The 12,938-nt window shown below is 62.3% G+C and carries 11 protein-coding genes; 3 read left to right on the top strand and 8 right to left on the bottom strand.

Translation table 11 applies throughout. From position 1 onward, the window contains the following. Positions 1-155 precede the first annotated feature (155 nt). Positions 156-1,022 carry a methylenetetrahydrofolate reductase [NAD(P)H] gene (metF, locus tag AC2FNZ_RS13415; protein WP_496840945.1) on the bottom strand — a complete coding sequence of 289 codons (867 nt, stop codon included), beginning with the start codon at positions 1,020-1,022 and terminating at the stop codon, positions 156-158. A gap of 94 nt (positions 1,023-1,116) precedes the next feature. Between metF and AC2FNZ_RS13410 the strand changes: the two genes are divergently transcribed. Both AC2FNZ_RS13410 and AC2FNZ_RS13405 read left to right on the top strand, forming a co-directional pair. Then, the gene (locus AC2FNZ_RS13410) at positions 1,117-2,022 is read left to right on the top strand and encodes a LysR family transcriptional regulator (RefSeq protein WP_093965037.1); all 906 of its coding nucleotides are present in this window, start codon (positions 1,117-1,119) and stop codon (positions 2,020-2,022) included. Positions 2,023-2,130: 108 nt separating this feature from the next. Next, entirely contained in the window at positions 2,131-2,916 is a 786-nt protein-coding gene (locus tag AC2FNZ_RS13405) for an inositol monophosphatase family protein (protein ID WP_093964714.1), read from the top strand. A 76-nt stretch (positions 2,917-2,992) separates the two neighbouring features. On the opposite strand, the gene bhcD is transcribed toward AC2FNZ_RS13405, so the two are convergent. From bhcD to bhcA, 4 genes are read right to left on the bottom strand one after another with little or no spacing between them, the layout of a single operon-like run. Further along, positions 2,993-3,979 carry an iminosuccinate reductase BhcD gene (bhcD, locus tag AC2FNZ_RS13400; protein ID WP_496840944.1) on the bottom strand — a complete coding sequence of 329 codons (987 nt, stop codon included), beginning with the start codon at positions 3,977-3,979 and terminating at the stop codon, positions 2,993-2,995. A gap of 14 nt (positions 3,980-3,993) precedes the next feature. Further along, the gene (gene bhcC, locus AC2FNZ_RS13395) at positions 3,994-5,157 is read right to left on the bottom strand and encodes a 3-hydroxy-D-aspartate aldolase BhcC (protein WP_496840943.1); all 1,164 of its coding nucleotides are present in this window, start codon (positions 5,155-5,157) and stop codon (positions 3,994-3,996) included. Next, positions 5,154-6,140, bottom strand: a complete 987-nt coding sequence (gene bhcB, locus AC2FNZ_RS13390) for a beta-hydroxyaspartate dehydratase BhcB (RefSeq protein WP_496840942.1) — start codon at positions 6,138-6,140, stop codon at positions 5,154-5,156. Before bhcB ends, bhcC begins: the two co-directional genes overlap by 4 nt. A 10-nt stretch (positions 6,141-6,150) precedes the next feature. Continuing rightward, positions 6,151-7,341: an L-aspartate--glyoxylate aminotransferase BhcA gene (gene bhcA, locus AC2FNZ_RS13385; RefSeq protein ID WP_496840941.1), complete on the bottom strand. Its 1,191-nt coding sequence runs from the start codon at positions 7,339-7,341 to the stop codon at positions 6,151-6,153. A 197-nt stretch (positions 7,342-7,538) separates the two neighbouring features. Here bhcA and AC2FNZ_RS13380 point away from each other — a divergent pair, with 197 nt between their 5' ends. After that, a complete protein-coding gene (locus tag AC2FNZ_RS13380; RefSeq protein ID WP_496840940.1) occupies positions 7,539-8,378 on the top strand; it encodes an IclR family transcriptional regulator in 840 nt (279 codons plus the stop codon). Here the strand turns inward: AC2FNZ_RS13380 and AC2FNZ_RS13375 are convergent. From AC2FNZ_RS13375 to putA, 3 genes are read right to left on the bottom strand one after another with little or no spacing between them, the layout of a single operon-like run. Further along, positions 8,354-8,725, bottom strand: a complete 372-nt coding sequence (locus AC2FNZ_RS13375; protein ID WP_170340087.1) for a GFA family protein — start codon at positions 8,723-8,725, stop codon at positions 8,354-8,356. The two genes, AC2FNZ_RS13380 and AC2FNZ_RS13375, sit on opposite strands and share 25 nt — an antisense overlap. Next, positions 8,722-9,465: a rhomboid family intramembrane serine protease gene (locus AC2FNZ_RS13370; protein WP_496840939.1), complete on the bottom strand. Its 744-nt coding sequence runs from the start codon at positions 9,463-9,465 to the stop codon at positions 8,722-8,724. Before AC2FNZ_RS13370 ends, AC2FNZ_RS13375 begins: the two co-directional genes overlap by 4 nt. 41 nt (positions 9,466-9,506) lie before the next feature. Then, entirely contained in the window at positions 9,507-12,905 is a 3,399-nt protein-coding gene (gene putA / locus AC2FNZ_RS13365; RefSeq protein WP_496840938.1) for a bifunctional proline dehydrogenase/L-glutamate gamma-semialdehyde dehydrogenase PutA, read from the bottom strand. Between the last annotated feature and the right edge of the window lie 33 nt (positions 12,906-12,938).

Raw genomic sequence — 12,938 nt, 5'->3', positions numbered from 1 at the left:
GCTCCTATTTTCCGGAGCCTTGAGTTTCTGTCAAATTATCCAGTGAATTGGTGGGCTTGACGGGGACAGTGCGCCGTTGCAGGGGGAATTGTTCGCGCCTTGCAACGGGCCGCAGAGAGTAATCCCCCTTTGGCCGCTGCAAATGCAAGGAACAGTCAGGCGACGTTTTGCAGATCGGCCTTGGGCGTGATCCCAAGGGCAAAACACACATCGCGGGTCAGTTCGGGGCGGTTCAGCGTATAAAAATGCAGCTTGTCCACGCCTTCATCGATCAGGTCCGAACACAGTTCGGTGCACAGCGCGGTGGCCAACAGGTCGTGCCGGTTGTCACGGATCGCTTTGTCAAAGGCCTGATCGACCCAGTCCGGCACCTGCGCGCCACAGCGTTTGGCAAATTTCTTCGCACCGGCCCAGTTCTCGATTGGCAGGATACCAGGCACGATCGGCTTGTTGATCCCGGCTTTGGCGCAAGCATCGCGAAAGCGTAAAAACGTTTCGGCCTCAAAGAAAAATTGCGTCAAAGCCTCATCTGCGCCGGCGTCCAACTTGGCTTTCAACCAGTCGATGTCAGCCTGTGCATGTGGCGCTTCGGGGTGAGTGTCGGGATAAGCTCCGACCCGGATGGTGAAACTGCCCGTTTCCGCCAGTGCTGCGATCAATTCGACCGAGTGGGCGAACCCATCAGGATGCGAGACGAACCGATCCTGCCCCTTGGGTGGGTCGCCGCGCAACGCGACGATGTCGGTGACGCCGGCCGCGGCAAAGCCGTCGGCAATGGCCAAGGTCTCGCTGCGTGAAGCGTCGACACAGGTCAGATGGGCCGCGACTTTCAATCCCGAGGATTTGTGCAACGTCGCCACCGCGTCGCGGGTCAATTCACGGGTGGTGCCCCCCGCACCATATGTGACCGAGACAAAACGGGGTGCCAGTGGCGCCAGTGTCTGGACCGTATCCCACAGGCGAAACGACGCTTCGATCGTCTGAGGCGGAAAGAATTCAAAGGAAATCTCGGGCTGGGTCATGGCAATCTCGCAGGTTGTGTTGCGGCTCTTGTGCCATGGAGTTCTTTGTGAGACAAACTCATATTATTCAAGAACAACATGAACGACGCGAAAGATGCATATCGAATTTCGACACCTGCGCACGATCAAAGCCATCCATGAATGTGGTGGGTTGGCCCGTGCGGCGGATCAACTGAACATCACGCAGTCGGCGCTCAGCCATCAGATCAAAGGGCTGGAGGATCAGGCCGGCGTCGAACTGTTCCTGCGCCGGTCGAAACCGATGAAATTGTCGGCCGCTGGGCTGCGCCTTCTGCGACTGGCCGAACAGATCCTGCCGCAGGTCGAAGCGATGCAGGAGGAGTTTTCCTCGCTGCGCGACGGGCGCACGGGGCGGATGCACATCGCGATTGAATGCCACGCCTGTTTCGAATGGCTGTTTCCGGTGCTCGAGGCCTTCCGCAAGTCTTGGCCGGATGTCGATGTCGATATCCGGCCGGGCCTGGCCTTTGACGCGCTGCCCGCGCTGCAGAAGGAGGAGGTTGATCTGGTCGTCTCCTCGGACCCCGAAGACCTGCCGGGGGTCGAGTTCATCGAGCTGTTTGAATACAATCCTGTCTTTGTCGCCGCCTCGACCCACCCTCTGGCCGAGAAACAGTATATCGAGGCCGAGGATTTTCGCGGCCAGACCCTGATCACCTATCCGGTCGAACGCACGAGGCTCGATATCTTCAGCCAGCTTCTCATCCCGGCCCGCGTGGAGCCTGCTGCGATCCGGCAAGTCGAGTTGACCGCCGTGATCCTGCTGCTTGTGGCGTCAAACCGTGGAATATCCGTTCTGCCTGACTGGGTGGTGCGCGAGGTCAAGTACAACTCGGACTATGTGACCCGTCCGCTAACCAAGGATGGCATCACGCGCCGGCTTTATGCCGCGGTGCGAACCGAGGACATGGAAAAACCTTTTGTGCAGGAATTGGTCAAGCTGGCCAGCCTAGAGGCGCGCAAGCTGCAGCAGCAATAAGGTTTTGGCCACGCGGGAAACGGCATGCTGCCATGCGCATCATTCCTCTTGGCAAGGGGGCGTTGCGCCAGTATACGCGCGGTTTGACCGGACAGGAGCCTCGGAACTATGGTTGGCAGTGCAAATCTCAACATCATGATCAAGGCCGCGCGCAAAGCGGGCCGATCGCTGGTAAAAGACTTTCGCGAAGTCGAGAACCTGCAGGTGTCGATGAAGGGCGCGGGTGATTTCGTCTCGAAGGCCGACATTGCAGCCGAGAACATTCTGAAAGAAGAGCTGCTGGGCGCGCGTCCCACCTACGGTTGGCTGGCCGAAGAAGGCGGCGTGATCGAGGGCGAAGACCCGACCCGGCGTTGGATCGTTGATCCTCTGGACGGGACGACCAATTTCCTGCACGGCCTGCCGCACTGGGCGGTTTCGATCGCACTTGAACACAAGGGCAAGATCGTCGCGGGCGTCATCTACGATCCCGCGAAGGACGAGATGTTCTTTGCCGAAAAGGGCGAGGGTGCCTGGATGAACGACATGCGTATCCGCGTGTCGAGCCGCAGCCGGATGATCGAATCGATCTTCTCGACCGGTTTGCCGTTTGGGGGCCGCTCGGACCTGCCGGCCACGTTGCAGGACCTGGCCCGTCTGATGCCCGCCTGCGCGGGTGTGCGTCGCTGGGGTGCAGCTGCGCTGGATATGGCCTATGTTGCCGCTGGCCGCTACGAAGGCTTCTGGGAGCGTCGCCTGAACGCCTGGGATATGGCCGCCGGCATCATCATCGTGAAAGAAGCGGGTGGGTTCGTTCAACCGTTGAACCCCGAAGGCAGCATTCTGTCCGACGGGGAAGTCATCTGTGCCAACGAACCAATTTTCGACCAGTTCGCCAAGGTGATCCGCGGCTGATCCGTCAACACGGCGGCCGGAAACGACCTGAACCAATTTCAAAGATCGCGCGGCCGAATTGGCCGCGCGTTTTGTTTCAAAGGCGTACAGTACCCGCCAGGCCAGCTTCGGAGGCCAGCCGCGCAGCCACGGACGCCACGGCCAGGTCCTGCAACCCGACCCCGGTCCCATCGAACAGGGTGATCTGGTCAATCTCTGTTCGGCCGGGATGATCGCCATTGATCACCGCTCCAATCGGGGTGATGGCGTCAGGATCCAGCGCTCCCGAAGTCACGGCATGTTGCGCCTCACCTATGGTGACGGACTGGGCAACCTCGTCGGTGAAGACCTGAGCCGAAGCAACCAGTTCGGGGTCGACTTCCATCTTGCCCTTCGTGTCGGTTCCCATGCAGGCCAGATGCGTTCCGGGCTTGATCCAATCGCGCATCAACAACGGTTCGAACGCCGATGTGATCGTGATGATGACGTCGGCCTGTGCCCCCAGTTCCCGCTGCGAGACGGATTCGAAATCCAGTCCGATGTCCTGCGCGACGGCGGCCAGTTTCGGAAGCATTTCGGGATGGGGATTCCATGCCACCACCTTTTCGAAGTCGCGCTGCTTGGCGGCGGCGCGCAACTGAAAGGCCGATTGATGGCCCGCGCCGACCATGCCAAGCACCTTGGCGTCCGTGCGGGCCAGGTGCGCAATCGACACTGCCGAGGACGCAGCCGTGCGGATAGCCGTAAGGTAGTTTCCTCCGACCAGCGCGGAGGGCTGCCCGGTATCGGGATCGAACAGGATGACGGTGGATTGGTGGTTGGTCAGCCCGCGATCGGCGTTTCCCGGCCAATATCCACCAGATTTGACACCCAGAACCAGGCCTTCGGCGTCAAAGCCGGATTTGAACCCATATACGGCGCCGGCATGACCCAGCCCTTCGCGGATGACGGGGAAGTTGCGCGCTCCGCCGCGTGCCATCGCTGAGAACACGTCTTGGATTGCATCAAACGCCAGCTCGCGGTTGACCAATTGCCGGCAGAGGTCTTCGCCAACGATCTGTATCAATTTGGTTTCAGCGTTCATCTCGTCCCTCATGATCAAAACGCCTTGCCGCGAGCAGAGACCGGCCACAGGGTCTCGACCCTTCCGTTGCGCACGCCGACATACCAGTCGTGCACGTTGCAGGTCGGATCGCAGTGCCCGGGGACCAGACGCAACTTGTCGTTCACCCGCAGCACGCCGTTGGGGTCGCCGATCACACCGTGTTCGTCCGAACATTTCAGGTATTCGACATCATCACGGCCAAAAATCACCGGCAAACCGCTGTCTATCGACTGTGCCTTGAGCCCTGCGTCACAGATCGCCTTTTCCGGTTTGGCGTGGCTCATGACGCTGGTCAGAATGAACAAGGCGTTTTCCCATTCGCCCCGGTCGATCCTTTGGCCATTCCGGTCCAGAATCCGTCCATAGTCGGCATCCATGAACGCGTAGGACCCGCACTGCAATTCGTTGTAAACGCCAGAATTGCTTTCGAAATAATAGGATCCCGTCCCGCCACCCGAGACCAGTTCGCACTCAATCCCGTCCGCCTTCAACCCGTCGACGGCGTCCCGCACCATGGCGATTGCTGCATCCAGTTTTTCCTTTCGCGCGTCATAGCTGTCGAGATGTTGCATCGCGCCCTGATAAGCTTGGAGGCCGGTGAACTTCAGGTTCGGCGCCTCCTCGACCGCGCGGGCAATGGCAATGACGTCAGCCGTACTGGTCACCCCACAGCGCCCCGCGCCGCAGTCGATCTCGACCAGGACCTCCAGCAGCGTTCCATGGGTCTGTGCCGCAGAGGACAGCTCGGGCACATTCTCGATGTCGTCAACGCAGACCAGCGTTCGCGCGCCCAGCTTCGGCAGCCGAGCCAAGCGGTCAATTTTGGCCGGATCACGCACCTGGTTGGACACAAGGATGTCCTTGATCCCGCCGCGCGCAAAAACCTCGGCCTCCGAGACCTTCTGACAGCACACGCCAACTGCGCCGCCCAGTTTTTCCTGCAGGCGCGCGACGTCCACAGACTTGTGCATCTTGCCATGCACCCGATGGCGCATGCCGTGCGCTTTGGCGTAGTCACCCATTTTGCGGATGTTCCGCTCCAGAGCGTCGAGGTCCAGTATCAGGCAAGGGGTCTGGATTTCGCTTTCATCCATGCCGATTGCTGCGGGGATGTCGAAGCCGACGTCCAATTGATCGATGTTCACGGGTTTGTTCATCCTTCTCCTCCTTGCCCGGCCAGCCAGGGCAGCTTGTCCAAATCCACATTTCCGCCGGTCAGGATCACGCCGACGCGTTTGCCTCGAAAAACCTCGGGGTTGTTGAGAATGGTTGCCAATGGAACAGCCGAAGATGGCTCAATCACCAGTCGCAGGTGTTTCCAGGCCAGTTTCATGGCCGCCACGATTTCGTCTTCGGAGGCCGTGAAGATGTCGGCAACGTTCCGCGACACGAAGTGCCAGGTGTTTTCCTTGAGCGGAACCAGAAGGCCGTCGGCCACCGTCTTGGGTGCGTCGTCGGCGATGATCCGACCGGCTTTGAAAGATCGGTATGCGTCATCAGCCTGCTGAGGTTCCGCGGCATAGATCGCGGTATCGGGGGCCAGATTCGATACTGTGAGGCACGTGCCCGACACCATACCGCCGCCGCCGATCGGAGCGATAACCGCATCAAGCCCACCTGTTTGTTCCAGCATCTCGGCCGAGCATGTGGCCTGTCCTGCGATGACACGCGGGTCGTTGTAGGGGTGTACGAACTCGCCGCCCGTTCGGGCCTGCACCTGGGCAAAGGTCGCTTCGCGCGAAGATGTCGATGGCTCACATTCGGTGATCGTACCGCCAAACCTGCGGACCGCGTCCTTTTTGGCCTGAGGTGCTGTGCGTGGCATGACGACGTTGCAGGGAATGCCGCGCCGACCGGCAGCATATGACAAGGACAGTGCATGATTCCCGCTGGAATGGGTGCAGACGCCCTTGCCTGCGATCTCGTCGGGCAATACGAATACCGCATTGCAGGCGCCGCGAACCTTGAAGGCTCCGGCCTCCTGCAGGTTTTCGCACTTGAAAAAGAGCCGTGCGCCGGTTTGTGCGTTCAGATACTCCGACGACAGGACGGGTGTACGCCGGATATGTGGTTTGATCCGTTCATGCGCAGCGCGCATGTCGTCGATCGTTAGCTCTGCAGCGGAAAGAGTGTCCAACATACCGATCTCCTCAAGCCGCAGCGCGCGAGCGGTTGGTGCCGCTTGCACGGAAGTATTCCTGCGCTGCCGCCACGCCGCTGCCCAGTTGTATCGGGTAGTTCAGGTCGGCCATCGCCATCTCGATCGTGGCGAGGCCGGACAGGACCATGACGTCCGTCAGGCTGCCAAGGTGACCGATGCGAAACGCCTTGCCGTTCAACTGCCCCAGGCCGACCCCGAAGGACACTCCATAGGTGTCATAGGCATGGTCGGTCAGGTCATTGCTGTCGAACCCATCGGGTACATAGACTGCGCTGACAGTGTCCGAGTAGAGGTCCGGCGATTGAGCGACCAGGCTCAAGCCCCAGGCGTCGACCGCCCGACGCACGCCTTCAGCCAGACGAAAGTGGCGGGCGTAAACGTTGTCCAGGCCTTCGTCGAACAGAATAGATAGGCTTTCCTGCAACCCGCAGATCAGTTGCAGCGGCGGCGTGTATGGAAACCCGCCCGAGGCATTGGCGTCCAACATGTCCCTGAAGTCGAAATAGGTGCGGGGCAGCCGTGCACCATCCATCGCCGCCAGCGCTTTGGGGCTGACACACAGGATTGCCATTCCAGCGGCCAGCATGAACCCCTTTTGCGACCCCGAAACCGCAATATCGACGCCCCAGCCATCGAATTCGAACGGCATCGAGGCCAGCGAACTGACGCAGTCGACCATCAGCAGGGCAGGGTGCGCCGAGGCATCCATCGCCGATCGGACCGACAGGATATCCGAGCGCACACCGGTGGCCGTTTCATTGTGCGTCACCAGAACCGCCCGGATGTCGTGGTTCCGGTCGTCGGCGAGGATCGACTGAAACCGTTCGGCAGGTGCTCCGCTGCCCCAAGGGCAATCGATGACTTGCACGTCCAGCCCATGCCGTTGGCAAAGGTCGATCCAGCGATGGCTGAATACGCCATGACGGGCCACGAGAACCTTGTCGCCCGGGCTCAGTGTGTTGCTGATCGCAGCTTCCCACCCACCTGTGCCGCTGGATGGAAAGGTAACAATCTGACCCGTGGTCGACCGGAAGACCTGCTTGAGGCCCTCGAGTACCGGCGCAAAGGCCTGAACGAAATCCGGCGCGCGGTGGTCAATGGTCTGGACCTGCATCGCGCGCAGGAGGCGATCCGGGATATTCGTCGGGCCGGGAATGAAGACCGGGTTTTGGTTTGACATCATCGTGTCCTCCGCTTTGCCCCAAGTGTGTCTCCCTGTCGGAGTTGATGCAATTTTCTTGAAAAATATTTTCATTTTTTGGAAATAATGCGTAACCTGCCATAAATGCATGATATTCACTTTCTCATTTCGCTGAGTGTTTGTGATCAGCTGAGAAAGCCAGACGGCCGTTCGGCCAAAACGGGGGGAGAATCGCAATGTCAGCCCAGAAGCGGCCGCGCGGGCGGCCCAAGTCGTTGTTCAAGGAAAGCTCGGCCGGAACCATGCAGGCGTTGGACCGTGCGCTGGGGGTCCTGACCACGGTCGCACGGCTTGAACGCACCGCGCTCAGCGACCTCGCGCGTGAGATCGACGTGCCCACTGCAACCACGCATCGCATCCTGACGACCTTGCAAAAGCATGGGTTCGTCAGCTTCAGCGAAGAACGTCAGGAATGGATGATCGGAGTCGAAGCCTATCGCACAGGCGCTTCGTTTTTGCGGCACAACAGCGTTGTCGAGATCGGCCGGTCAGTTCTTAGACGCCTGATGCAGGACAGCGGAGAAACTGCGAACCTGGCAGTTCCCGACGGGTCGGAAGTGGTGTTTGTCGGGCAAGTCGAGACATCGAACCCGATCCGGGCGTTCTTTCCGCCGGGCGCTCGTACGCCGATGTATGCCTCGGGTACGGGCAAAGCGATTCTGGCGGCCATGACCGAGGCATCCCGGGCCAAGGTGTTGGCGGACACCAAGCTTGTGCCGTATACGCCCAATACTTGCGCCACATTGGATACCTTGCGCGAGGATCTGACCGAAACGCGGCTGCGCGGATGGTCTTATGATCGAGAGGAGCGCCACTCGGGCATGAGCTGCATCGGAGCAGCGATCTACAACGACAAGCAGGAGCCTTGCGCCGGGATCTCTGTCTCGGGGCCGACCGCGCGATTCAATCCGGACCGGGCACCCGAGCTTGCCGCCCACGTCGTTCAGGCTGCGCAAGAGATCACGCGGTTGAGCGGTGGTCAAAGTCCGGATCAGTCAGGCCGATCAGAGGGGTGATTGACCCCGTCGTTCCAGGGAATCGGCCCGTGGGTTCTGGGGTTTCCGCCCTCGATGCAGCCAAGGTTGACGCCACACTCCGCCGGATCCGAGCGTCTTTGGTGATAAACGTATATCCCGCAGGTCTTGCAGAAATAGTGTTTCGCCGTGTGCGTTCCCCACGTGTAGAGGCTCAGGTTCTCGGCGCCTTCAAGAATGCGCAGGCTCTCGGTCGTGGCCGTCACGGCGGCGGCCCCGCGGCGGATGCAGAAGGAACAGTCGCATCGGGCAGCCGTGGACAGGCCACCGGGGAACTCGGCCTCGATCTTCACGGCGCCGCAATGGCAGATGGCAGTCATTCGGGTCATCGGCGAGGTACTCTTGGTATACGGGACTGGCTGAGCTTGTAGCGGTGTTCGGGATGTGGCGGGTGACCATGGGTACGGTTCCAATAAGCTGGTCCGCCTCGTTTCAGCCACATCGGGATGCACAGAACCAAACCGATCACAAAGCCACCCGTATGCGCCCAATAGGCGACACCGCCGGCGTCAGGGTTGCTGGACACGCTGCCAAGGAACTGCATTCCCAGCCAGACGCCCAGCATCACGAAGGCCGGGATGGTGAAGACCCGGAAGTAGATGATCAGAATCAGCAGGATATCGACGCGCGCCCTTGGGAACATCAGCAGGTACCCACCCATCACGGCTGCAATTGCGCCGGACGCGCCGATGGTGGGAACCAGCGACCCCGGTGCCGTAACGATATGGACAAGCCCGGCGCCGATGCCCGCGACCATGTAGAACAGCAGGAAGAGCAGGTGGCCCATCTCGTCCTCCATGTTGTCGCCGAAGATCCACAGGAACAGCATGTTGCCGATCAGATGCATCCAGCCGCCATGCAGGAACATCGACGTCACCAGCGTTTCGAGCGCCACGCCGTCGCTGATGCGGGCAGGGATGATCGCATAGTCGAAATAGAACCGGTTGATCAGCCGGGCGTCGTCCATGAATCCGACATAGCTGAGGAAAATCAGGACATTCGCCGCGATTAGCGCATAGACGACAAAGGGCGTCCGCCCCGAAGGGTTGTGGTCTCGAATTGGAAACATGGGGGGACGCTGGGCTTTTCCCGGCCCAGCGTCAAGTCAGCTTATGCCGCTCCGCCCAGTAGTGCGGCGTTTCCTCCGGCAGCCGTGGTGTCGACGCAGACATGGCGCTCGGCCATCACCCGCGACCGGTCGGGTAAGCCGGGAATCAGCGGCAGGATGGGGCCGTCTCGCCGCGCCAGATGGCGCTCGATCTGGCGCGCGGTGTCCGCATCACCCCACCACAGAACCCCCGATATTCCCGGCAGGTTCTCAAGCCGGTGCAGGTCGAGCGCGCCCTCGGCCCGAATCGCGGTGCCGCCAAGCGCGAGTATGGCATCCGCCTGCGCCTTGGCCGCCTCGGGGCCGGGGCCCAGGCACAGGAACGGCGCGCGGGGGAACTCGGTCAGCCGGTTCGATTCGCCGGTCGGTCCGGGCATCGAGCGGGTCGTCGGCGCGGCAGGCTGCCCGATCGGTGCGGGCAGGTCGGCTGGGGCGGACCATTCCGCGGCCGCGACCTGTCGGTCCGGGGCGCAGAAACGGGCCAGATAGTTCGGGCCGCCCGCCTTGGGGCCGGTGCCGGACAGACCTTCGCCGCCGAAGGGCTGCGAGCCGACGATCGCGCCGATCTGGTTGCGGTTCACGTAAATATTGCCGGCGTGGATCGCCTCGGTCACGTGCTGTACGCGGTCGTCGATTCGAGTGTGCAGACCGAAGGTCAGGCCGTAGCCGGTGGCGTTGATGTCGGCGATCACCTGGTCGATCTCGTGCGACTTGAACCTTGCGACGTGCAGGACGGGGCCGAAGATCTCGCGTTCCAGCGCGCCGATGCCGGGGACCTCGATCAGCGTCGGCGCCACGAAGATCCCCTCGGGCGGCAGCGCCAGTTCTTTCAACACACGACCTTCGGCGCGGGCCTTGGCGACGTGATCGGCAATGCCCTGCCGGGCTTGTTCGTCGATCACCGGGCCGCAATCGGTCGAGAGCAGCCACGGATCGCCCACGGACAGGGCGTCCATCGCGCCCTTGAGCATGGTCAGAACGTCATCGGCGATGTCATCCTGCAGATACAGACAGCGCAGGGCCGAGCACCGCTGGCCCGCCGACTGGAAGGCGCTTTCGATGATTGACTGCACGGCCTGTTCGGGCAGGGCGGTGCTGTCCACGATCATCGCGTTCAGCCCGCCGGTTTCCGCGATCAGCGGCGTGCCGGGCTGCATGTGATCGGCCATTGCAGCGCGGATCTTCAGCGCCGTCGCGGTCGAGCCGGTGAAGGCCACGCCCGAAACGCGCGGGTCGGATGTCAGCGCGGCGCCCACCGACGGCCCGCCCGGCAGCAATTGCAGCGCATCGCGCGGCACGCCGGCCTGATGCAGCAGCTGCACGGCCCGGTGGGCGATCAGCGGCGTCTGCGGCGCGGGTTTGGCCAGAACCGCATTGCCCACGGCAAACGCTGCCGAGATCTGCCCCGTGAAGATCGCCAGCGGGAAGTTCCACGGGCTGATGCAGGTGAAGGTCCCGGCCGGATCGGCGTCGGGGATGTTGGCGGCGTAGTAGCGCAGGAAATCCACCGCCTCGCGCAGCTCGGCTACCGCATCGGGCAGCGATTTGCCGGCCTCGCGCGCCAGCAGGGCGAAGAGCTCGCCATAATGCTCCTCGTAGAGGTCGGCGGCGGCATTCAGGATGCGGCTGCGCTCGGCCGCTGGCGCCTGCCACGGAGCAGCTGCGGCAAGCGCCAGCTCCACATCCGCGGCGCTGGCCGGGGCGACCGCGCCTGGCCGGTCCTCGGGCAGGGCGGGGTTGATGACAGGTTCCTCGGCCTCGGGCGCCGCGTCACCGGCCAGCAGGGGCTGCGCGAACCAGTGATGCGCGCGAAAGGCGTCGCGGGCGGCATCGATCCGGTCCAATGTCGGTGTGTGATGCAGGTCGAACCCCTGCGAGTTTGGTCTTTCAGGTTGAAACAGTTCGGGTCCGGTTGGGATGTGGCGTGCAGGTTTCCGCACGGCCTCGAACGGATCGGCGGCCACCACTTCGGGGGCCACGTTTTCGTCCACGATCTGGTTGACGAACGAGCTGTTGGCGCCGTTTTCCAGCAGCCGCCGCACCAGATAGGCCAGCAGGTCGCGATGCGCGCCAACCGGCGCGTAGATGCGGCAGCGGGTATTGTGTTGGTCCTTGACGATCTGGTGCAGGGTCTCGCCCATGCCGTGCAGGCGCTGGAACTCGAAGGGCTGGCCCTCGGCCATGTGCAGGATCGCGCTGACCGTGTGGGCGTTGTGGGTCGCGAACTGAGGATAGATCCGGTCGGTCATGCCCAAGAGCTTGCGGGCATTGGCGATGTAAGAGATGTCGGTTGCCGCCTTGTTGGTGAAGACCGGGAAGCCGTCGACGCCCTCGACCTGCGCGCGCTTGATCTCGGTGTCCCAGTAGGCGCCTTTGACCAGACGCACCATCAGCTTGCGGTCATACCGCTCGGCCATGTCATAAAGCGTGTCCAGCACCAGCCCGGCACGCGGCCCATAGGCCTGCACCACCACGCCGAACCCGTCCCATCCGGCCAGCGCTGGCTCGGACAGCACCGCCTCAATCACCTGCAGCGACAGAGACAGGCGGTCAGCCTCTTCGGCGTCCACGTTCAGGCCCATGCCGGCCGCCTTGGCCAGCAGCGCCAGCGCCCGCAGGCGCGGCACCAGCTCGTCCATCACGCGCTGTTCCTGGGCAACCTCATAGCGCGGATGCAGCGCCGACAGCTTGACCGAGATGCCGGGATTGGCGCGGATGTCGTCCTGCGTGCAGGCATCGGCAATCGCCGCGATGGCACGGGAATAGGAAAGGTGATAGCGCGCGGCATCCGCCTCGGTGCGGGCGGCCTCGCCCAGCATGTCGTAGGAATAGGTGTAGCCCTTGGCCTCCATCCCGGCGGCGCGTTTCATGGCGGACTGGATGGTCTCGCCCAGAACGAACTGCCGGCCCATTTCCTTCATCGCGCGCCCGACAGCGGTGCGGATCACCGGCTCGCCCAGCCGCTTGATGGCGCCGCGCAGGGCGCTGACCGGCGAGGCCTTGCCCTCGTCCAGAACCTTGCCCGTCAGCATCAGCGCCCAGGTCGAGGCGTTGACCAGCGACGACGAGGAGTGGCCCAAGTGTTTGCCCCAGTCCGAGGGCGCGATCTTGTCCTCGATCAGCGCGTCGATCGTGTCGGCGTCGGGAACGCGCAACAGTGCCTCCGCCAGACACATCAGGGCGATGCCTTCATCGGTCGACAGGCCGTATTCCGCCAGAAACACTTCCATCAGCCCCGGCGAGGTGCTGGACCGGATGTCGCATACCAACTGCGCCGCGGCCGAGCAGATGGCAGCCCTGTTTGCTTGGGTCAGGGCGGCCTGATCGGTCAGGGATTTCAGCAACGCGGTCTGGTTCGCGTAGGTCATGGAATCGATGGTGTGGCGCAGGCTGTGAGTCATGTGTCCTCCGGTCTTTCACGCAGTATACTTGCG

It is taken from the genome of Ruegeria sp. SAZA006 (genome assembly GCF_059613465.1).
The sequence above is the reverse complement of the archived record's forward strand: the minus strand, read 5'-3'. Positions and strand labels throughout refer to the sequence as shown.